The organism is Rhizobium sp. L1K21, from assembly GCF_024055895.1.
GTDB lineage: Bacteria > Pseudomonadota > Alphaproteobacteria > Rhizobiales > Rhizobiaceae > Ensifer_A.
Window position 1 is genome coordinate 169,349 of the sequence record NZ_JAMXLE010000001.1, and the last position, 21,144, is coordinate 190,492.

Consider the following 21,144-nt stretch of genomic DNA (forward strand, 5'->3'; position numbering starts at 1 on the left):
TGACTACACGGAATCACGCAATTGCGAGATGCGCAAGCGAAATGCCGTGTCATCCACTCTCACTTTTTCTAACTGCCTGATATATTGGATAAAAACTTTTCCATAACGGGCAGGAATGATTTCGCCATTGCAGCAACGCCTTGCGCATTCGGGTGCAGGCCATCGGAAATCTTGAGTTTCGGATCGAGCACGTAAGCCTCGATCATCAGCGGGTAGAAAGCGAGATCGTACTTTTCTTCGAGGTCTGGAAAGATGGCGTCGAATTCGGCTGCATAGGCATCGCCCAGGTTGGGCGGCGCACGCATTCCAGCGAGCAGAACCGGTATGCCGCGTTCTTTCAGCCGCTCGATGATGGCTGTCAGGTTCTTGCGGGTTTCATCCGGTGAGAGGCCACGCAGCGCGTCATTGGCGCCGAGTTCGAGAATGACGCCGTCGGTGCCGTCAGGAATGGACCAGTCGAGCCTGGATAGGCCGTTTGCCGTGGTGTCGCCTGAGACGGATGCGTTGGTGATCTTCACGTCGTAGCCATTTTCGTTCACCAGTTTTTCCAGCTGTGCAGGAAAAGCGTCTTCGGGAGCGAGTTCGTAGCCGGCCATGAGGCTGTCTCCAAAGGCGACGATATTCAGCGGACGGGCTTGTGCCACAGAGTCAAGGCCAACCAGAAGCAGGAGTGCCATCAATATTGGGTGAAATGCTTTAAATCGCATGATCCGATTCCTAAATTGGCATGTACTTACATGCTAAATGCCTTTGGCGACGTCGTTTCATTTAAAAATAGGGTCAAATTTTGTGACGGAAACCCCCACCACCGCGAAAGAATCCATCATCCGGTTAAAACAGGCAGATTTGACCCTCGGCATAGACGCCGCCTCCGTGCATGTTCTCAAATCGATCGATCTGGACATTGCTGCGGGTGAATCGGCGGGTATCGTCGGTCCTTCCGGCTCGGGAAAATCAACCCTCCTGATGGTGATGGCCGGGCTGGAGCGGCTCGATAGTGGCGAAATCCATATTGCCGGTCAGCCCCTTCACGCGATGAGTGAGGACCAGGCCGCGGATTTCAGGGGACGCAATATCGGCATTGTCTTTCAGTCGTTCCATCTGATCCCCAATATGACCGCGCTTGAAAATGTTGCCGTGCCGCTGGAGCTTGCCAATGTGAAAGATGCATTTGGCATCGCGCGTCGGGAGTTGCAGGCTGTCGGGCTTGGCGAACGGCTGAGCCATTATCCAGGCCAGCTTTCCGGCGGTGAACAGCAGCGGGTGGCGATTGCCCGCGCGCTTGCGCCATCGCCGTCTCTCCTCATTGCTGATGAACCGACCGGCAATCTTGACGGCGAGACCGGGCGGCAGATTGCCGATCTTCTGTTTTCAAAACAGGCCGAGCGCGGCATGACCCTGTTGCTTGTCACGCACGATCCTGCGCTCGCTTCACGTTGTACCCGTCAGATCAAGATGCGATCGGGCAGAATTGACGACGGGGCAGCCTGATATGAAGCAGTCCCGCCTTGCTCTTTCCTTTCGCCTTGCCCTTCGCGAAATGCGTGGCGGTTTGCGGGGTTTTTACATTTTTCTCGCCTGCATCGCACTCGGCACCGCAGCCATTGCCGCGGTGAATTCCGTTTCGCAGTCGGTAACGTCCTCGATATCAGAGCGTGGGCAATCGGTTCTGGGGGGCGATATTCGTTTCGCGCTCAACAATCGTCCGGCCAAGGATGAGGAGCTTGCTTATGTCGACAGTCTTGGCGATCTGGCCGTTTCCAGCAATCTCCGCTCCATGTCGCGCAGTGTTGATGGTTCAGAGCAAAGCCTGAGCGAAATCAAGGCCGTCGATCCAGCGCAGTATCCGCTCTATGGAACGCTGGAGACGACGCCAGCGGCTGATTTGCCGGATCTGCTTGGCGAAAAGGACGGTCGCTTCGGCGCTATCGCTGCTCCCGCGCTTCTTGAGAGATTGAAGCTGAACGTGGGCGATCCGTTGCGTCTAGGCAATCTGACATTCGACATTCGCGCCGTTATCGACAACGAGCCGGATGCGCTTTCAGAAACCATCGGTTTTGCGCCGCGCCTGATGATCAGCGGTGATGCGCTGAACGCCTCGGGTCTCGTGCAGACCGGCTCGCTCATCCGCTACGATTACAAGGTCCGCTTCACAGGGGCAAAACCCAGCCTGAAAGCCATTGAGAGCGAGGCGAAGGCGAAGTTTCCGGACGCCGGCTGGTCCATTCGCTCCAGCGCCAATGCAGCGCCTGCACTGTCGGAAAATATCGAGCGGTTTTCGCAGTTTCTGACCCTTGTCGGGCTTACCGCGTTGATTGCGGGCGGTGTCGGGGTTGCCAATGCGGTGCGTGCCTATCTCGATTCCAAACGTTCGGTGATTGCCACCTTCAAATGCCTCGGCGCGCCGGCCTCCACGATCACGGAAATCTATCTGATCCAGATCGCGCTTATTGCGCTTGTCGGCATCATCATTGGGCTGATACTGGGTGCGGTCGCGCCGCTGATTGCCAATAGCTATCTCGCAGCCTTCCTGCCTGTGCAAACGGGTTTCAGGCTCTATCCGGGCGCGCTCGGACTGGCCGCACTTTTTGGCGTCCTGACCGCGCTCGCCTTTGCCATTTTGCCGCTCGGCCAGGCGCGCAAAGTGCCGGCCACGGCGCTCTTCCGCGAGCAAAGCTTCGACAAGAGTGGATGGCCAGAGTTTGCCTATCTAGTTGCCGCCGCAGTCCTTTTTCTGGCGATTGGTGCGCTTGCCATCGCGGCGGCGGAGGATCGCATGATTGCGGCTTACTTCCTGGGCGCCATCGCGGCCATTTTCGTGGTCCTGCGCCTTGTTGCTGTTGGTATCGCCTGGATCGCGCGAAAGGCTCCGCGCTCGTCTTCGCCAACACTGCGCTTGGCGGTCGATAATATTCATAGGCCGGGGGCGCTGACGACGCCCGTCATCCTTTCGCTCGGCCTTGGCCTCACATTGCTGGTGACACTGTCTCTTGTCGATGGCAACTTACGGCAGGCCTTGACGGCAAGTCTGCCGCAGCGCGCGCCGGACTATTTCTTCGTCGATATCCAGTCGGGTGACATTGATGGTTTCCGTGAAATCATCAAGAAGGATGCGCCGGGCGGCGATCTGGTTGAGGTGCCCATGCTGCGCGGGCGCATTCTGGAGCTGAATGGAGAGCGGCCCAATCCCGATAACGTGCCGCCGGGCGGACGCTGGGTTCTGCGGGGTGACCGCGGCATCACCTATGACGCCAACATTCCGGAAAATTCCACGCTGCAAGCGGGCGAATGGTGGCCGGCCAAGTATGATGGCGAGCCGCTCGTTTCCTTTTCCGAGGAAGAAGCCCGCGAGCTTGGGCTGAACATCGGTGACACGGTTACCGTCAACGTACTGGGACGCAATATCACCGCTCGGATTGCCAATCTGCGCACTGTCGAGTGGCAAAGCCTGTCCATCAATTTCGTGATGGTTTTCTCTCCCAACACATTCAGGGGCGCGCCGCATGCCTGGCTGGCTACGCTTGATGTGGGCGAACAGGGGCTTGCACCGGGCGCCAATATCGTGCGCGATGTAACGAACGCCTATCCGGGCATCACAACGATCGAAGTGAAGGATGCGCTGCAAACAGTCGGTCAGCTGGTCGGGCAATTGGCAATCGCCATCCGGGCTGCCGGCTCCATTGCACTCGTCACATCCATTCTCGTGCTCGCCGGGGCGCTTGCGGCCGGCAACAGGGCGCGGGTGCATGACGCTGTTGTGCTGAAGACGCTGGGCGCGACGCGTCGTACGCTGATGAAGGCTTTCATACTGGAATACATGTTGCTTGGTCTATCAGTGGCGCTATTTGCGCTCGTTGCCGGCGGGCTTGCCGCCTATGCGGTGACGGCGCTGATCATGCAGCTTCCGTCGGCCTTCCTGCCGACCGTGGCCGTCACCACCAGTCTGGTTGCTCTTATCTTAACGGTCGGCACCGGTTTGCTGGGCACATGGCGTATTCTGGGACAGAAGGCCGCACCGGTGCTGCGGGAGCTTTAGCCTCACTGTTTTGTTACGATAAATTTAGATGTGCGGCCCTTGCAACGGGGCTGCTATGCCCTCATATTCTACCTGAATACGTAAGCTCCCTTTGGCTGAATGCCGGTTTAAGCGGCCTTCAGGCATAAACGGAGTTAAACGAGAGGATAAAATGGCTGAACTTCGCAATTTTGAAACCCGGTCGCAAACCGGTGCTATGATTGACGAAGGCCTTCGCGCTTATATGCTGAAGGTCTACAATCTCATGGCAATTGGTATCGCGATCACCGGTGTTGCTGCTTATGGACTCTTTTCCATGGCAACAGTCACCGATGCGTCGGGCAATCTTGGGCTGACCAGCCTTGGTGCGACGCTCTACACAAGTCCGCTGCGCTGGGTCGTGATCTTCGCACCCTTGGCGCTGGTCTTTTACCTGAGCTTCCGCGTTCACAAGATGTCCGTGTCGGCCGCGCAGACCACATTCTGGGTCTATGCCGCGCTGATGGGTGCATCCCTGTCGTCGCTGATGCTCATCTATACGGGCGAAAGCATCGTGCAAACCTTCTTCGTGACGGCGGCTTCTTTTGGTGCCCTGTCGCTTTACGGTTACACGACCAAGCGTGACCTTTCCGCCATGGGCTCTTTCATGGTCATGGGTCTGTTCGGACTGATCATTGCGTCGCTCGTCAACATCTTCCTGCAGTCTTCCGGCCTGCAGTGGGCGATCTCGGTTCTCGGCGTGGTCATCTTCGCCGGCCTGACCGCTTGGGATACGCAGAAGATCAAGGAAATGTACTACGAAGGTGACGGTGCCGAGGTTGCTGGCCGCAAGGCTATCATGGGTGCGCTGACGCTCTACCTCGATTTCGTCAACCTGTTCGTTTTCCTTCTGCGCTTCATGGGCAACTCGCGCAACTAATTGCGGAAGACCCAAGGTTTTCAAGAATGCGAAAGGCGGCCCCGGAGGCCGCCTTTTTTGTTGCTTTTAGACCTGGCTTGATCAAGCGCTCAGGCGGGCGTTTTCCGGTGCCGTGGTCCTTGCCATTCTGTTCGCCTGCTCCAGCTGAAATTGGCTGATCAGCTGGCGCAACATGGTGGATTCCTTGGCCAACGCCGCGCTGGCTGCGTTGGTTTCTTCCACCATGGCAGCGTTCTGCTGCGTCACCTGGTCCATCTGGTTGACGGCCGTGTTGACTTCGGAGAGACCCACGGACTGCTCACGTGCAGACGTTGCGATTGCTTCCATGTGCTGATTGATGTCGGCGACATGATCCACAATCGTCTTCAGGGCATTGCCGGTATCGGTCACCAGCTTCACGCCATTTTCCACCTCATGGGTTGAATGCTCGATCAGGTCCTTGATCTCCTTGGCGGCCTTGGCGGAACGTTGTGCCAGTTCGCGGACCTCCTGGGCGACGACTGCAAAACCCTTGCCGGCCTCACCAGCGCGGGCAGCCTCGACGCCGGCATTCAAGGCCAGCAGGTTGGTCTGGAAGGCGATTTCGTCAATCACGCTAATGATATTGGCGATCTGGCCGGATGCGGTCTCGATGCGATGCATCGCGTTGACCGCGTTGGCGACCACCTCTGACGACTGTGTGGCGTTCTGGTTTGCCTTGACAGCCACGCTGCGGGCTTCTTCGGCCCGTTGTGTCGAGCTTGTGACATTCGACGTAATTTCATCGAGCGCAGCTGCGGTTTCTTCCAATGATGCGGCCTGTTGCTCGGTGCGCTTGGACAGATCGTCGGCACCGATGCTGATTTCGCGCGAGCCGCTGTCGATCGTCAGCGCCGCCTGTGCTACTGTTGAGAGCGTTCCGGCAAGCTGGCCGACAGCGCGGTTGAAGTCTGACCGCAAGGTTTCGAACTCACTCGCCAGCGGTGCGTCAATGCGATAGCCCAGATTACCGTCGGCAAGGTGTTTCAGGCCTTCTGCCAGGGCATTTGTTGCCTGCAGGGTGCGGGCTGCTGTCTGGCGATCGGTCTCGGCAGCGCGTTCGCGGCTCGCTTCCGCCTCCTGCCGCTGCGTCTCGGTTTGCGCCTCCAGGCTGCGGTTGGCAATCGCGTTGGCGCGGAAGACCTCCACGGCGCTTGCCATGCCTCCAATCTCGTCGATGCGGTCCTTGCCAGGGACGTCTGTTTCCAGATCTCCGTTTGCCAGACTTTTCATCGCGTTGGTCATTCTTGCGATCGGTGTGGCAATGGAGCGTGCCACGAACCACATGGCGATCGTGCCGCCCAATGCGATGAGGATGCCGACAACCAGCTGCTTGACGAAATCAGCACTGTTGCGGTCGCTCAGTGCGGAGTTCAGTGCATTCGCCTGGGCAAGCGCCACCGTCTTTGGCACGGTCACGATCACCGACCATGGCTTGTCCGTTCGACCAAGTGGAATAGGCGCGAAGGCGGCAAAATTATCCGTGTCGGAAAGAACTTCATCAGTCGCACGCTTTGCGGCTTCAATGGCCTGGTCTGCCATGCTTGTTGCGCCCTTGAAGCTCTTGCCGATCAGTTCTGGATGCTCGCTGGATGCAATCACAAGGCCGTCGGACGTGATGATGTCGACGGAGGCCTTGCCGTCGTAGACAGAGCCTTTCACGCGTTCCGCCAGCGCCTGGACGAAGCCGAGTTCGAAATCCGCGCCCGCAACACCCATGAACTTTCCGTCCACCATGACCGGAACAGACATTGTGGCCAGAAACACGTTCTTGCCTTGTACGATGTAGGGGAGCGGTGCCAATATGCTCTCCTTGCCGGTCTTGGACGGGCCGATATACCAGCCGCCCTTCATGATCCCATTGGCGTGCAAATCGCTGCTGTCATATTCAACAAGCGGCTGCAGGGCGATCTTCCCGCCTGCATCGCGCGTCCAATAGGGCAGGAAGCGGCCTGTCGCGTCCGAACCCATGCCTTTATTATTGCGATACGCGCTGTCCGCGCCATCCAGTGCATTGGGCTCCCAGGCGCTATAGGTGCCGTTGAAACCGGGATTGTCTTTCAGAACATTGAGAAGAATGGCGTTCAACTGAACGCGCCGGTGTTCCGGCGGTGTATTCTCGGAAGCAGCCGTCGAGACGGCGACCTCAAAGCTGCGCGCCATATTGCGCGCCGCATCGAACGCACCATCCAGCGTCGAGCGAATGGTTCCTGCCTGCACGCCGGCCAGTCGTCTGAGACTGTCCTTGGTCATGTCGACGGTGAGCTCATTCAGGTTCTCGGAGACATAGGATTGGCTGTTTTTTGATGAAAACAAACCGAAGCCAACAAGCGCGCTCGTTGCGGACACGACGCAGAGTCCAGACAACAAAGCAATTTTGACATTGATAGATTTAAACTGCATTTTCCCACCACCACGTTTAAAGATGGCAAGATGAGGCTTTAATATTCTTAATTATAAATTAAAATGGAAATATAGCCTATTTAATTCTATTGGCTTTGACTGACAAAAATCAATTTATCTAGTTTTATACGATTTTTGACGCAATTATGAGACAGTTTTTATTCCAAATTGTTGTTATATGATGTATATCTTCGGTGGTTGTATTTTGCAATAGCACCAAATGGGTGTGGAAATCAGACTTATCGCGTCTGGACTGTCCAACCGCCGGGGATTAAAATAGGGGAGCGAATCCTGCCTTTTCATTCCGGTGTAAAATGTTCAAAATCCGTGAAGCGCTTGCCGCTGATCTTCCTGCCATTACCTCGATTTATGCAGAATGTGTTCTCAACGATACTGCGACCTATGAGATTGATGCTCCGGATTTGGGAGAGATGACCAAGCGCTTCGAGACGATCAAGGCTAACGGCTATCCTTATCTGGTTGCCGAGGATGAACAGGGTGTGGTGCTTGGATATGCCTATGCTTCGGCATTCCGCGGTCGTCCAGCTTATAACTGGCTGGTTGAGGATTCCATTTATCTTGCGCCGGCTGCGCGCGGCAAGGGCCTTGGCAAAGTGCTGTTGAAGACGCTTCTGGAGCGGTGCAGCGCGCTGGGCTTCCGACAGATGACGGCGGTGATCGGCGGTGCAAGCGCCGGTTCAATCGCCGTTCATGCCTCGCTCGGTTTCGAACATTGCGGTCGCTTGAAAGCCTCGGGCTTCAAGCATGGAAAGTGGTTGGATACCGTCTTTATGCAGATTGCCATGGGGGAGGGGGACAAGACATTGCCCGATCCGAATGTCTATCCGGGCAAGCTTTATCAATAATATCCGGTCTCGTCAGGGGCTCAGGTGTCTACTAGTTTCAAGGCCTTGTCGAATACCTTGAGCACCTGCTTGAGGTCGCCCCCACGTTTGAGCGTTGTTCCGTGCGTGTTGACCACGCTGAAAGCGCCCTGCTTGTTGGCAAGCTTCGGGTTCTTGATGATCTGGAAAAGCGGCATTTCGCCGGATCTCTTGAAGACGGAAAAGACGGCGACGTCCTTGTTGTGGTCAATGGCATAGTCACGCCATTCGCCGTCACCCACCATGCGGCCATAGATCCAGAGAATTGCATCAAGCTCGCGGCGGTGAAAGGTCACCGGAAGCGGGTCTTTCGACTTCTTGTATTCTCTGAGGTCAATGACATCTGCGTTTTCCCGGCCGGACCTGCCGGACCTCGAGTGGTGCAAATCGGTTTGATCAACCACGCAGTGCTCCTTCTGCGGTTATGTCATTTGGATGACAGTGTGCCTGATTGATATAGAAATGCAAGCCATGCATCCCGGTTTTTACCGCCTTCATCCAACCCGTGTATCGCCCTATTTCAAACAAAACCTTGCCTCAATCGGCTGGCAATTTTCGATGGCGTATCGGGGAGACCAGACACGGCGTTGCCGAGTCGATTGCTTAAAGCGGGGGTTTCTCAGACATCGCCCGGTCCGGTCTCGCCGCCCCTAACCCCAGCCCCTTGCGAGTGCCGGACCGGCTCTCCTTCCTTATCCCTCCTCACGCTTCTGGTAGAGTTGAACAACATATTGTTATTGCCTTATGTGTTTACGGGATCGTTGAGGCCGCATAGATTGCGCGGCCATGAAGAGGATCATTCTGGCCGGCGGCGGTCATGCGCATCTCATCGTGCTCGAACACCTTGCCCGTGAAGCTCTCGGAGCGGTTGAGGTTGTTCTCGTGTCACCGTCGCGATGGCAGTATTATTCGGGCATGCTGCCCGGCTGGATTGCAGGACATTACCTGAAAGAAGACTGTCGGATCGATCTTCTTCCGCTTGCCGCGCGCGCAGGCGTTCAATTTGTCGAACAACGCCTCATTGCCATCGCTGCGGATGCAAGTCAGATCACCTTGGCCGATGGCAGCACGCTGGACTATGACTTTCTCTCCCTCGACATCGGTGCAGAGGCGCACACGCCCTGGGCGCAGGGCCTTGAAGACAGGCTTACCCCGGCAAAGCCACTCGATCAATTTCAGGTCGCCTGGGAGGCAATGCTTGAAAGCGCAAGGCAGACAGGCGCTCTCAACCTTGTGACGGTTGGCGGCGGGGCTGCCGGTGTCGAACTTTCCCTCGTTTGCAAGACGGCTCTTGATACTGCGGGTGTTGAAACCGGGATGAGCCTCGTCATGGGGCAAAACGGTCTTCTTCATGAGCATGCGCCGGCGGTTCGAAGACGCGCCAGACGGGCGCTCGAAAATATGTGTATCAGGCTTATCGAAGGGCGTGCGCATGCAGACGGCGGTCAGCTTTGCCTCGCGTCCGGCGCGCGACTTTCGCCGGACAGGATCATTGCCGCCACGGGTGCGACCGCGCCCGCCTGGCTCGCACAGTCCGGTCTGGCGCTGGATGAAAACGGCTTCGTCATGACGGATGCGCATCTTCGCAGCATATCGCACGCCAATGTGTTTGCAGCTGGTGATATATCGTCGCGCACTGATGTCAGTTTGCCGCGTTCGGGCGTTCACGCTGTCAAGGCCGGTCCGGTTTTGGCGGGCAATCTGGCGGCGGTCTGCCGTGCGGGTTCATTGAAGCGATATAAGCCGCGAAAAAGTTCGCTCTACATCATGGCCAGTGGCAAGGAGAGAGCGATTGCCTCCTGGGGCATCTGGTCCGCCGAGGGACGGCTGATCTGGTGGTGGAAGGATTTTATCGATCGGCGTTTCATGCGCCGGTTTCAGAATGTCGGCGACTGAGAGGCGATGGGTTTCACGCTTTTTTGAAGTTGCTTGATGAGGCTTTTGGGATCAATTGTGCCAGTGTAGGCTGAAAGAAGAGTGAGGCGCCGGTGTGTCAGGAAAAGTGACATCATCGTCGGCTTCCGCGGAGGCAAGCAGTGAAGCGCGCAGTTCTGTTTTTTGTGTTGATAGCGCTCGTTGCCACGGCTTATCTGCTCTATGCCGACCGCATGCCGGGTCTCGTCGATCTGAAGAAAAATGCCGAAAGCCTCAGCAGATGGATCAATGAGAGCCCGCTTGTCGCTGCATCGGTCTATTTGATCTTATATGTAGTTGCAGTGGCATTTTCTCTTCCCATTGCAGCTTTGCTCACTTTGGCAGGCGGTGCACTTTTCGGCTTTTTGCCCGGGCTCATCATGGCTCTGTTGGCTGCCGCTGTTGGCGCATTGGTCTCGTTCCTGGTGGCGCGAACGCTGCTTCGAGAAACGGTCCAGCAGAATTTCGCGCGGCAGCTTGCCCCGATCAATGCAGGGTTGAAGCGAAATGGTGCGTTTTATCTCTTCACATTGCGGCTCATTCCCGCCTTTCCGTTTTTTGTCGTCAATCTCGTCATGGGTTTGACGCCAGTGCGCGCCTGGACGTTTTTCTGGGTCAGTCTCGTCGGCATGTTGCCCGGCACGGCGGTGTTTGCGCTTGCCGGCACGCAGCTTGCGAATATCGACAGCCTCAGCGGTATTCTCTCGCCCGGTATTCTGTTCACCTTCGCGCTGATTGGCCTTCTGCCCTGGATTGCAAAGCTGGTGATTGCGCTTTTGAGGAGGCGCAAGGTCTATCGGGGATGGACGAAACCGAGACGCTTCGATCGGAACCTTGTCGTGATTGGTGCGGGATCAGCAGGCCTTGTCAGCACCTATCTCGCCACCGCGGTGAAGGCGAAGGTCACGCTTGTCGAAGCGGGTGAGATGGGTGGCGACTGCCTGAATTACGGTTGCGTGCCGTCAAAAGCCCTTTTGAAAAGCGCCAGGCTTGCCCATCAGATACGTCATGCTGACCACTATGGTCTCGTGCCGAGCGAACCGGCCTTTTCCTTCCGTTCGGTCATGGCGCGGATCCATGCGGTGATTGCGGAAATTGCGCCGCATGACAGTGTGGAGCGCTACGAGCAGCTGGGCGCTGAGGTGCTGAAAGGCTATGCGCGCATCAAGGACCCGTGGACGGTCGAGGTTTCGCTGAACGGTGGCGGCGTTCGCACGTTGACAACGCGGGCTATCGTGGTTGCGACTGGTGCCTCACCTTTCGTTCCGCCATTGCCGGGCATTGAAGAAACCGGTTATCTCACCTCCGATACGCTCTGGGAAAAGCTCGCAGACCGGGATCGTCCGCCAGCGCGGCTTGTCTTATTGGGTGGCGGGCCTGTCGGCTGTGAATTGGCGCAGAGCTTTGCCCGGCTCGGTTCAAGCGTGACACAGGTTGAGAAAGGGCCGCGCCTGATCAGCCGTGAGGATGAGGATGTGTCCGAATTCGTGCGGCAGACGCTTGCGACCGATGGCGTGCGCATTCTCACGGGACACAAGGCAACCGCTTGCAAGGTCGTGGACGGCGAAAAGTATATCATTGTCGAATGCGATGGAGTTCAGGAGGAGATTGCCTTCGATGAGCTGATCTGTGCAGTGGGGCGCGTGCCGCGGCTGAAAGGCTTCGGCCTTGAAGCGATCGGCGTGAAGACCGGGCGCACCATCGAGACGAATGAATATCTGGAAACGCTGTTTCCCAATATCCTGGCCGCCGGCGATGTGGCCGGACCTTATCAATTCACGCACACGGCCTCGCATCAGGCCTGGTATGCTTCGGTCAATGCACTGTTTGGTGATCTCAAGCGCTTCAAGGCTGATTATCGCGTGATCCCCTGGACGACCTTTGTCGATCCGGAAGTCGCGCGTGTCGGTCTCAACGAGCAGGAGGCGCGCGAACAAGGGCTGGAGGTCGAGGTCACACGCTACGGGCTGGACGATCTGGATCGGGCAATCGCGGACGGGAATGCACGCGGCTTCGTGAAGGTTCTCACCCTGCCGGGCAAGGACCGCATTCTTGGTGTCACCATTGTGGGCGAACATGCGGGCGATCTTCTGGCCGAGTTTGTTCTGGCCATGAAACACGGTCTTGGCCTGAACAAGATTCTCTCCACCATCCACACCTATCCCACCATGGCGGAGGCCAATAAATATGCTGCAGGTGCCTGGCGGCGCGCGCATGTCTCGCCAAGGATCACGGCGTTTCTGGAACGCTATCATCGCTTTTGGCGTGGAGCTGCGTGATGATTGATCGCTATATTCTGCCGATCCAGAAGCGCTTATTGCAGCCTTTGGCCAACCGGCTGGTCGAACACGGCGTTTCGGCCAACATGATCACGATCACCGGCTTTGTTATCGGCATGACAGCACTGCCGCTTCTGGCGCTTCAGCAATATGTGCTGGCGCTGGTGGTGATCCTGGTCAACCGTTTTCATGATGGGTTGGACGGGGCGGTGGCGCGTTCCACGTCGCCGACGGATCGCGGTGCGTTCATGGATATTGCGCTCGATTTCTTCTTTTATGCCACCGTACCGCTCGGCTTTGCCATTGCTGATCCGCAGGCCAATGCGTTAGCCGCGGCCACCCTGATCACTGCTTTTGTGGGAACCGGTTCGAGTTTTCTCGCCTTTTCCGTCATGGCGGGCAAGCGCGGTCTTGCAGCGCAAGACTATCCGCAAAAGGGAATTTACTACCTCGGCGGCCTCACGGAAGGTGCGGAAACCATTGCCTTCTTTGCCGTCATGTGCCTGCTGCCCGGCCGCTTTGCCGAACTTGCGTATGTGTTCGCAGCCCTATGCCTGCTCACCACCGTGACCCGTTGGGTTCAGGGATGGCAGACCTTCAAGACCAGTGATGATCCGTCTGCGATGGCCGATCACACTGCCAATGAAAAACCATGAAAGTCAGGATGCCGATGAAATACTGCCTCACGCTCTCCGCCGCTTTTCTTGCGGCCAGTTCCTCGCTTGCCGCTGCGGAAGATTGGAATGCTGTGCTCGAAAAGGCCAAAGGTCAGACGGTCTACTGGAATGCCTGGGGTGGCGACGAGCGCACCAATGCCTTTATCAGTTGGGTGGGCGAGCAAACGGAAGCGCTTTATGGCGTGAAGGTCAGTCAGGTGAAGCTCTCGTCAACATCTGACGCGGTCAATCGGGTGATTGCCGAAAAGGAAGCGGGCAAGACAGAGGGTGGCTCGGTTGATCTCATCTGGATCAACGGTCCCAATTTTCTTTCCATGAAGGAAAAGGGTTTGCTCTTTGGTCCCTTCGCCCAATCGCTTCCCAACGCCAAATTTCTGGATCTGACGCCGGCCTCGGCCAACTCGGTCGATTTTACTGTGCCGGTGGAGGGCTATGAATCGGCTTGGCGGCTGGCAAAGTTTGTTTTCAACTATGACAGTGCGCGGGTGGAGGAGCCGCCGAAGTCCATGCCGGCGCTTCTCGATTGGGCAAGAGCACATCCGGGGCGTTTCACCCATCCGAGTGTGTCCGACTTCATGGGGGCTACATTCCTCAAACAGGCGTTGATCGAACTCGCGCCGGACCCATCTGTTTTGCAGTCGCCCGTCAGCGATGCCGATTTTGAAAAGACCGTTGCGCCGCTCTGGACCTGGTATGATGCACTGAAACCCAATCTCTGGCACGGCGGCAATGATTTCCCCGAAAATGAAGCAGCGCTCAGGCAGCTTCTCAACGATGGTGAAGTCGATATCGCCCTGTCTTTCGATCCGGCCAGTGCGGCTGCTGCGGTGGAGCAGGGCAGTTTGCCGGAAAGCGTGCGCACCTATGCGCTTGATGGCGGAACCATCGGCAATTTCAGCTTTGTTGCCATCCCATTCAACGCAGCCAACAAGGAAGGCGCCCAAGTGGTCGCCAATTTCCTTATCGACCCTGCCACGCAGGCGCATATGCAGGATATCCGTGTTCTCGGCTCCTTCTCGGTGCTCGACTGGGCGAAGCTCGATGCTGAAAGCCGACAGGCATTTGAGGGCTTGCCAAAGTCACCGTCATTGCCCGAAATCAAGGATCTGGGCAAAACGCTTCTTGAGCCGCACCCCTCTTGGATGACGCGGTTGAGCGAGGAATGGGCAAAACGCTATACCAAATGAGGCTGAGAGGAAGCCATGTGCTGACCGCACTCGTTGCGGTCATTGTCGGCGGCGGTCTGGTGCTGCCCATATTCGTTGGGCTCGCGCAGACGTTTTTGCCGGCCTTCGGCATTCTGGATGCGGTGGGGGGCGAGCGGTTCAGCCTCGAGCCCTGGCGAAAGCTCTTTGCACTTCCGGGCTTTGGTACAAGCCTGCGGCTGTCGATCACCAGCGGCCTTGTTGCGACGTTCCTGTCGCTTGCGCTTGCAGCCTGTTTCTTCGCCGTATTTGGTGGGCGTGCGCGGCAGGGTCTCCTGCGAAAGTTCATGACGCCCCTGCTGGCTTCACCACATGCCGCCGTTGCCATCGCTATGGCCTTTCTCATCGCGCCTTCGGGGTGGATATTCCGCTTGCTGAGCCCCTGGGCCACAGGTCAAACCTATCCGCCGAATATCATCATCGTTCATGATCCGCTGGGGCTTTCTCTCATCCTTGGGCTGGTGGTGAAGGAAACGCCATTTCTGCTTTTCATGATGGCGGCAGCCCTCAAGCAGGTTCGGGTGGCTGATCATCTGAAAATGGGCCGCTCGCTCGGCTATGGTCGCGCCAGCACATGGTTTCGCATCATCTTTCCGCAGGTCTATCCGCAAATCCGGCTGGCGGTTTATGCCGTTCTCGCCTTTTCGTTGTCGGTGATTGATGCAGCCCTCATTCTCGGTCCCAACAATCCGCCACCGCTTGCGGTGCAGACGCTGCGCTGGTTTTCCGACCCGAATTCGGCAATGATCCTGCCGGCGGCGGCCTCGGCTGTGCTGCAGCTTCTTGTGATTCTTGGCGCTATTGCCCTTTGGTGGGTTGCAGAGCGCCTTATCGTGCTGGTGGGAAGGCTAAGGATTGACGGTGGTGTTCGCTCCGCGTGGCTCGAGCCTACCGCACGCCTCATCGGTCGTTTTACGGTCATCCTCGTGGGGCTTGGAATTGCGGGCCTAGTCGGCCTCGTGATCTGGTCGCTGACGTGGCGGTGGCGCTTTCCTGATGCATTGCCGGAGGCCTGGAGTCTCAAGATCTGGGGCGCGGTTGCCGGTGAATGGCTGCCTGCACTCACCACCACCGCGCTGATTGGTGCCGTTTCGACGCTGCTTTCGCTTTGCCTGGCCATTGCCTGGCTGGAGGCGGAAGACCGTGCAAACAGGCCAAGGCGGGGACTTGCGGCTTTTGTCATTTATTGGCCGCTCATTCTGCCGCAGACGGCCTTTTTGTTCAGCCTTCACATCGCATTTCTCCGCACTGGATTTGGCGGTGGCCTTGTTTCTGTTATCTGGGTGCACATGTTCTTCGTTTTTCCCTATGTCATGCTGGCTCTGGCCGATCCGTGGCGGGCGCTTGACCGGCGTTATGCGCGGGCGGCGGCCTCGCTCGGCCATTCGAAGGGGGATATTCTCTTGCGCATCAAATTGCCGCTTCTGCTGGGTCCGTTGATGGCTGCTGCTGCCGTGGGATTTGCGGTGAGTGTGGCGCAATATCTTGCAACGCTCACGATCGGCGAGGGGCGCATCGTGACGTTGACAACTGAGGCTGTTGCGCGTTCGTCTGGCGCGGATCGGCGTATCATCGCCGTCTTCGCAAGTCTGCAGGCGCTCCTGCCGATGCTTGTTTATGTCCTTGCGCTTTTGCTGCCGGCCATCCTCTATGCGCGCCGTAGAGGGCTGTTGGGAGATCAGGCATGAAGGCGCTCGTGCTGAACCAGGTGACAATCATGCTGAGGGCGAGCCACCAGGCGCTTATTCACGACCTGAGCCTTTCTGTCGCGCCCGGTGAGGTTACCACGATCATGGGGGCCAGCGGGTCGGGAAAATCCACCCTCTTGAATTTCATCGGAGGGCATCTCGATCCTGCTTTTGTTGCGCAGGGGCAAGTCTCAATCGGTGACAGGGTTTTGAATGCTCTTCCTGCAGAGGCGCGGCAGATCGGCTTTCTTTTTCAGGACGATATGCTTTTTCCGCACCTTTCTGTTGGTTCCAATCTCGCTTTCGGGCTCGCTGCATCCGTCAGGGGCAGACGGCTCAGACGCGAGCGGGTGGAGGCAGCCCTGTCTATCGCAGGTCTCTCCGGTTTCTATGATCGCGATCCCGCCACGCTGTCGGGTGGCCAGCGGGCGCGGGCAGCGTTGATGCGGACGCTTCTTGCCGAGCCGAAGGCGCTTTTGCTGGACGAACCGTTTTCCAAACTCGATCAGGAAATGCGTGATGACATGCGCCGCTTTGTCTTTGAACATGCGCGAGAACAAGATCTGCCGGTTCTCCTGGTGACGCATGATGAAGCCGACGCCAGAGCGGCAAGCGGACCGATTGTTCGACTGCAGGGTTGAAGGCGCTTGATTCTCTGCACGAAAAGGGAAAAATTGTTTGTATACGAGCTAATCAGGGCGGTCGAACAGACATGATAAAGCGCTTTTTCATTGCCGGTCTTTTGCTTTTCCTGTCTGGCGGTCTGGCATTTGCGCATGTGGGCACCAGCGGCTTTGTGCTCCTTCTCCCCTCGCGGTTTTATATGCTGGGGGCGGCACTCGCCGTGGCTGCGTCATTCCTCCTGCTGGCCTTTCTCCCCCAGCGGGCGGCGAAACGGATGCTGACAGAGCCAAAGCCACTCGTCAGGCTGCCGACCTTGCCTTTTCCACTCTTCAGTCTTGTCTCTTTCCTGTTGCTGTTGTCTTTCGTGGTTTACGGTTTTACGGGCCCCGGCGATCCCTTTGAAAACCCGATCACGCTTTTCATTTGGATTGTCTGGTGGATTGTCTTCACGCTTGTCCAGGTGGTGACGGGTGAATTGTGGAGCACCTTCAATCCGTGGAGCGGTGTTGCCTGGATTGTGCGTTTTGGACGGGACCAAGGTAAAGCCATCCTGATGCTTCCGGCAGGCCGGGGCTATTGGATCGCTATCGTGCAGTTTCTTGCCTTCGCCTGGCTGGAGCTTGTCAGCACCTCCGCCTACGATCCGGAAACGCTGGCCACGGCAACAGTACTCTTCTGGTGCTTCAACTTCGCCGGTATTCTGATTTTCGGCGAGCGGCGCTGGCTGGCTGAGGCAGAACCGTTCAGCGTCTTTTTCGGGCTGGTCGGGGCGCTCTCACCGTTTGAGCGAAAAAGAGAGGCGGAAAGCGGACGGACAGGCATTTCTCTCGTGTGGCCGGGCAAGAGCCTTATCAAGCGCGAGGCGCTTCCGCTTGGTGGTTCTCTCTTCGTTTTGCTTACCCTGTCTACCGTTTCTTTCGACGGGTTTTCCAACACGTTCCTCTGGGTCAGTTCACTTGGTCTCAACCCGCTGGAATTTGAAGGGCGCAGTGCGGTTACCATGCCGATGTCGGTCGGTCTTATCGTCGCCTTTGCACTACTGGCAGGTTTGTTTTATCTCTGTGTATATGGCGGCAAGATGCTTGCTGGCGCCGAGGAGGCTCTGATCCCTCTGGCGGGGCGGCTGGTCTACAGCATCCTGCCAATTTCCATCGTCTTTCAATTCGCACATTACCTGACCTATCTTCTGGTTCAGGGGCAGTATGCGCTGAAGCTTGCTTCCGACCCGTTCGGTCGAGGATGGGACCTTTTCGGAACGACGGATTGGCAGGTCACCACCTCGTTCTTCTACGGCTATGGCAGCGTACTTGCGATCTGGAACGCCCAGACCGCGGCCATCGTATTGGGCCATCTTATCGGCATCACGATGGCGCATCTGATTGCGCTGGACATATTTCGTGACAACCGCAAAGCTGTCCGCAGCCAGATTTTTCTGGCCGGGCTGATGGTGGCCTATACAGCCTTCGGGCTTTGGCTCTTGAGCAGCCCGAAAGTGGGCTGATTGGACGTCCCGCCGGATCAGGACGCCAGCTTCTGTTTGAAGGGAATAAGGTTGGCCGCGACCGGTGGTTCTGCCACCTCCTGTGCCTTGCCGCCACCTGCGGGCCCGGTCGATGCCTTCTCGTTTTGCGCCAGCCATTCGCGTGAATAGGCAAAGCCGATCATGATCGCGATACCGCCGAAGATGATCAGCGTGTCCTCGAAGAAATTCGTCTCATGCGCGGTTTTGATGGCCTGACCGACAAAGGCGAGGATCGTGCCCAGAGCGAAGATGGGCAAGCTATGTTTTCCGGCAATGCGGATCGGGTCTGCATAGCGAGAGGCAGCGACTTTGGGAACAATCCACGGGAGCGACAGGATATAGACGAGCGCCATGATGTGCAGAAGGCGCGGGCCGGTGGCATAGGGCTTCATGAAGTCAATCGCGAATGCCGGAATGCCCGCCTCCTTCAGCTTTACAATCGTGCTGCCGAGAATTTCCATCGACGTCTGTGATTGGAGGTCGAACGCTGCAAAGGCCAGATAGAGGCCACTTATGATGATCAAGGACCGCTTGACCGGCACAAAGCGCTCGCCTGCTCGCATGTTCAGGCCCGTGAAAATGCCGAGTACGAAGATCAGCTGCCACGAAAACGGGTTGAGGAACCAGCCGGCCTTGGACGGATAGGTCGGAAAATTGATCTGGAAATATCCCGCAAGCATCCATATCACCGCCGATATCGCGATGGCGAGTTTCGGCTTTCTCAGCGCCAGAATGATGGTGAACGGGGCGGTGAGAAGCAGAACCGAGTAGAGCGGCAGAATGTTCACATAGCTCAGCTGATTGGTCAGCGTCACCGTGCCGATCAGAAATTCCAGCGGCGTCTTCAAAAGTGTTCCCATCCCATTTTTCAGGAGGAGCTGGTTACCGCCGAAATAGAGAATTCCAGCGGCAAAAATCGCCAATGCGCAGGCGGTGATGAAAAGGTGCACGATATAGAGCTGCCAGGCACGGCCCCAAATCTTGCGCAGCGCCTGAAAATTCAGGCCGTCTTTCAGCCGGGGTCCATAGGCGATGGCCGTTGCCGTGCCGGACATGAAGACAAAGCCTTCCGCAGCATCGGAGAAACCGAAATTGCGCGTGGTCAGGTTTTCATAAAACTGTCCGGGAACATGATCGATAAAGATCATCATCAGCGCCAGACCACGAAAGAAGTCCAGTCGTGGATCGCGGGCGCGCGACGGCACTTTGCCGGTCAGGTGGGCTGCTTCAGCCATTGGCGTTCTCCACGCTGGCAGACTGGCTTTCATCTCTGGACCATGCATCCAGGACATAGTCATGCAGGATCAGCACCGGCGGCGGGGCATATTCCATCGGCACGTTGAAGAGCCCGCCCGTGCTCGGCATGGAGCTCCAATGCAAGATCAGCGGCGCACAGATCATCGGGATGCCGACCGGCAGCAGCCAGACGAAGAGCTCTGGCGCGAAGAAATAGCCATAGAGCAAGCCGGCAATCCCGGTCAGGACGATCCAGCTGGAGGCAACAATGCTTTCCTTGTAGGTCAGCCGGCCATCGCCGCGATTGTTGGTTGGCCATCCGCCGTCCTTGCCGAGCAGCACCTGATAGACAGAGCGGGTGGCAAACATCAAAAGGATCGGCGCGATCAGGGAAGAGAAGATCAATTCCCAGATGGTGGATGCGAAAGACTGAAAAACGCCACCAAATCCACGGGCGCGTCCGGTAATTGAGGCGCGCACGGCAACCAGCAGCTTCGGCACCAGCAAAAGGCCGAAGACGCCGACGAAAAGACCCACAGCCTCAGCCGTCTTGGACGGCGGGAAATAGGGGAACGGCCAGTTCGGTTCTGGGAAATAATCCGGCTGGGTCGCAAAGGGCGCAGAGCCCATCATCGCGGCCAGAAAGGCCAGCCAGAACAGCGGCGCGATATAGGCCATAATGCCCTGAATGAACACAAAGCGCGACCACGGGCGCAGGCCCGGTGCGCCGAGAATGCGGGAATGCTGAAGGTTGCCCTGGCACCAGCGACGGTCGCGCTTGGCATGGTCGATAATGTTCTCCGGACCCTCTTCATAGGAACCCTGCAGATCGTCGTCCACGCGCACAATCCAGCCGGAGCGCGCCAGAAGGGCGGCCTCGACATAGTCGTGGCTCATGACGTGACCGCCGAAGGGCGGCGCACCGCGCAAAACCGGCAGGCCGCACGATTCGGCGAAGGCGTTGACCCTGACAATGGCGTTATGGCCCCAGAACGGGCCGGTTTCGCCCTGCATCATGGCAAGGCCGCGACAGAAGATCGGGGAGAAAAATGATGCGGAAAACTGCATGGCGCGGCCAAAGCGCGATTCGGCCCGCACGATCTTCGGCAGGGTCTGCAACAGGCCCAGCCTCGGTTCGGCTTCCATGCGGCGGATCATCTGCAGGATCGTTTCGCCTTCCATCAGACTGTCGGCGTCAAGAATGACCGCGTAGTCGTATGCGCCACCGGAGCGGACGATGAAATCCTCGATATTGCCGGCCTTCTTGCCGGTATTATCGGTGCGCCGGCGATAGAAAAACCGACCGATCCCCTGGCGATCTTGAACCAGACGGGCGAAGGTGGTCTGTTCTTCGGCGGCGACATTTTCATTGCGGGTATCGGAGAGGACGGCGAAGTGAATTTCGGCAGGATCGCCTGCGCGCTCCAGCGACATATCCATGGCTGCAAGGCGGGAAAGCGAGACCATGGGATCTTCGTTATAAACCGGCATCAATATGATTGTTTTGCCCTTGATCGGGGCCTCTGGGTCATATTTCGGCGGTTTGGCGGTCGTGATCAGGCCCATCAATCCCTGAATTGCACCCCAGGCCAGCCAAAGGGTGGAAATCAAGATCAGCGCAGCCTTGAATACGTCGAGCCCATCGATGCCGTCGACGCTGCCGATCTGCAAAAAGATGAAAAATGCGCTGGCACCAATCGCCATCGCTGAAAGCAGCGCCACAATTCTCAGCGCGGCCAACCCCTTTCCAGCCATGATTT

16 protein-coding genes are annotated in these 21,144 nt (G+C 57.4%); 11 read left to right on the forward strand and 5 right to left on the reverse strand.

Features of this window, described 5'->3' with window-relative positions; genetic code table 11:
* Positions 1–68: 68 nt before the first annotated feature.
* Complete coding sequence (locus tag NHF56_RS00775; protein WP_252800679.1) at positions 69–707, reverse strand: arylesterase; 639 nt, start codon at positions 705–707, stop codon at positions 69–71.
* An 82-nt stretch (positions 708–789) separates the two neighbouring features.
* On the opposite strand from NHF56_RS00775, the gene NHF56_RS00780 reads away from it, so the two are divergent.
* The 3 genes from NHF56_RS00780 to NHF56_RS00790 all read left to right on the forward strand — a co-directional run bounded on the left by NHF56_RS00780 (position 790) and on the right by NHF56_RS00790 (position 4,934).
* Positions 790–1,491, forward strand: a complete 702-nt coding sequence (locus tag NHF56_RS00780) for an ATP-binding cassette domain-containing protein (RefSeq protein ID WP_252800681.1) — start codon at positions 790–792, stop codon at positions 1,489–1,491.
* Position 1,492: 1 nt separating this feature from the next.
* Entirely contained in the window at positions 1,493–4,036 is a 2,544-nt protein-coding gene (locus NHF56_RS00785; protein WP_252800682.1) for an ABC transporter permease, read from the forward strand.
* A gap of 151 nt (positions 4,037–4,187) precedes the next feature.
* Positions 4,188–4,934 carry a Bax inhibitor-1/YccA family protein gene (locus NHF56_RS00790; RefSeq protein ID WP_252800684.1) on the forward strand — a complete coding sequence of 249 codons (747 nt, stop codon included), beginning with the start codon at positions 4,188–4,190 and terminating at the stop codon, positions 4,932–4,934.
* A gap of 81 nt (positions 4,935–5,015) precedes the next feature.
* On the opposite strand, the gene NHF56_RS00795 is transcribed toward NHF56_RS00790, so the two are convergent.
* Positions 5,016–7,301, reverse strand: coding sequence for a methyl-accepting chemotaxis protein (locus tag NHF56_RS00795; RefSeq protein ID WP_252800686.1), 2,286 nt, complete (start codon positions 7,299–7,301; stop codon positions 5,016–5,018).
* A gap of 368 nt (positions 7,302–7,669) precedes the next feature.
* Between NHF56_RS00795 and NHF56_RS00800 the strand changes: the two genes are divergently transcribed.
* Entirely contained in the window at positions 7,670–8,221 is a 552-nt protein-coding gene (locus NHF56_RS00800) for a GNAT family N-acetyltransferase (RefSeq protein ID WP_252800688.1), read from the forward strand.
* Positions 8,222–8,241: 20 nt separating this feature from the next.
* Here NHF56_RS00800 and NHF56_RS00805 read toward each other — a convergent pair whose 3' ends face one another.
* Positions 8,242–8,643: a DUF2794 domain-containing protein gene (locus NHF56_RS00805; RefSeq protein WP_252800690.1), complete on the reverse strand. Its 402-nt coding sequence runs from the start codon at positions 8,641–8,643 to the stop codon at positions 8,242–8,244.
* A 382-nt stretch (positions 8,644–9,025) separates the two neighbouring features.
* Here NHF56_RS00805 and NHF56_RS00810 point away from each other — a divergent pair, with 382 nt between their 5' ends.
* From NHF56_RS00810 to NHF56_RS00840, 7 genes are all read left to right on the forward strand, one after another.
* Entirely contained in the window at positions 9,026–10,135 is a 1,110-nt protein-coding gene (locus NHF56_RS00810; RefSeq protein ID WP_252800692.1) for an FAD-dependent oxidoreductase, read from the forward strand.
* A 140-nt stretch (positions 10,136–10,275) separates the two neighbouring features.
* Positions 10,276–12,432, forward strand: a complete 2,157-nt coding sequence (locus NHF56_RS00815) for an FAD-dependent oxidoreductase (RefSeq protein WP_252800694.1) — start codon at positions 10,276–10,278, stop codon at positions 12,430–12,432.
* Complete coding sequence (locus NHF56_RS00820) at positions 12,432–13,088, forward strand: CDP-alcohol phosphatidyltransferase family protein (RefSeq protein ID WP_252800699.1); 657 nt, start codon at positions 12,432–12,434, stop codon at positions 13,086–13,088. Before NHF56_RS00815 ends, NHF56_RS00820 begins: the two co-directional genes overlap by 1 nt.
* Positions 13,085–14,296 (forward strand): ABC transporter substrate-binding protein, encoded by a 1,212-nt coding sequence (locus NHF56_RS00825; RefSeq protein ID WP_252800701.1) that lies wholly within the window; start codon positions 13,085–13,087, stop codon positions 14,294–14,296. The genes NHF56_RS00820 and NHF56_RS00825 overlap by 4 nt, the downstream gene beginning before the upstream one ends.
* 17 nt (positions 14,297–14,313) lie before the next feature.
* Complete coding sequence (locus tag NHF56_RS00830; protein WP_252800703.1) at positions 14,314–16,002, forward strand: ABC transporter permease subunit; 1,689 nt, start codon at positions 14,314–14,316, stop codon at positions 16,000–16,002.
* Positions 15,999–16,643 (forward strand): ATP-binding cassette domain-containing protein, encoded by a 645-nt coding sequence (locus NHF56_RS00835; protein ID WP_252800706.1) that lies wholly within the window; start codon positions 15,999–16,001, stop codon positions 16,641–16,643. The genes NHF56_RS00830 and NHF56_RS00835 overlap by 4 nt, the downstream gene beginning before the upstream one ends.
* 71 nt (positions 16,644–16,714) lie before the next feature.
* Entirely contained in the window at positions 16,715–18,127 is a 1,413-nt protein-coding gene (locus tag NHF56_RS00840; protein ID WP_252800708.1) for a hypothetical protein, read from the forward strand.
* Between the two features lie 17 nt (positions 18,128–18,144).
* Here the strand turns inward: NHF56_RS00840 and NHF56_RS00845 are convergent, their stop codons facing one another.
* Positions 18,145–19,383 (reverse strand): OpgC family protein, encoded by a 1,239-nt coding sequence (locus tag NHF56_RS00845; RefSeq protein ID WP_252800710.1) that lies wholly within the window; start codon positions 19,381–19,383, stop codon positions 18,145–18,147.
* Positions 19,376–21,139, reverse strand: a complete 1,764-nt coding sequence (gene mdoH, locus NHF56_RS00850; RefSeq protein WP_252800712.1) for a glucans biosynthesis glucosyltransferase MdoH — start codon at positions 21,137–21,139, stop codon at positions 19,376–19,378. Before mdoH ends, NHF56_RS00845 begins: the two co-directional genes overlap by 8 nt.
* Between the last annotated feature and the right edge of the window lie 5 nt (positions 21,140–21,144).

Coding starts and splice junctions, on each gene's coding strand:
- NHF56_RS00775 (WP_252800679.1), bottom strand. CDS start 707: ATGCGATTTAAAGCATTTCACCCAATATTGATGGCACTCCTGCTTCTG.
- NHF56_RS00785 (WP_252800682.1), top strand. CDS start 1,493: ATGAAGCAGTCCCGCCTTGCTCTTTCCTTTCGCCTTGCCCTTCGCGAA.
- NHF56_RS00790 (WP_252800684.1), top strand. CDS start 4,188: ATGGCTGAACTTCGCAATTTTGAAACCCGGTCGCAAACCGGTGCTATG.
- NHF56_RS00800 (WP_252800688.1), top strand. CDS start 7,670: ATGTTCAAAATCCGTGAAGCGCTTGCCGCTGATCTTCCTGCCATTACC.
- NHF56_RS00810 (WP_252800692.1), top strand. CDS start 9,026: ATGAAGAGGATCATTCTGGCCGGCGGCGGTCATGCGCATCTCATCGTG.
- NHF56_RS00820 (WP_252800699.1), top strand. CDS start 12,432: ATGATTGATCGCTATATTCTGCCGATCCAGAAGCGCTTATTGCAGCCT.
- NHF56_RS00825 (WP_252800701.1), top strand. CDS start 13,085: ATGAAAGTCAGGATGCCGATGAAATACTGCCTCACGCTCTCCGCCGCT.
- NHF56_RS00835 (WP_252800706.1), top strand. CDS start 15,999: ATGAAGGCGCTCGTGCTGAACCAGGTGACAATCATGCTGAGGGCGAGC.
- NHF56_RS00840 (WP_252800708.1), top strand. CDS start 16,715: ATGATAAAGCGCTTTTTCATTGCCGGTCTTTTGCTTTTCCTGTCTGGC.
- NHF56_RS00845 (WP_252800710.1), bottom strand. CDS start 19,383: ATGGCTGAAGCAGCCCACCTGACCGGCAAAGTGCCGTCGCGCGCCCGC.
- mdoH (WP_252800712.1), bottom strand. CDS start 21,139: ATGGCTGGAAAGGGGTTGGCCGCGCTGAGAATTGTGGCGCTGCTTTCA.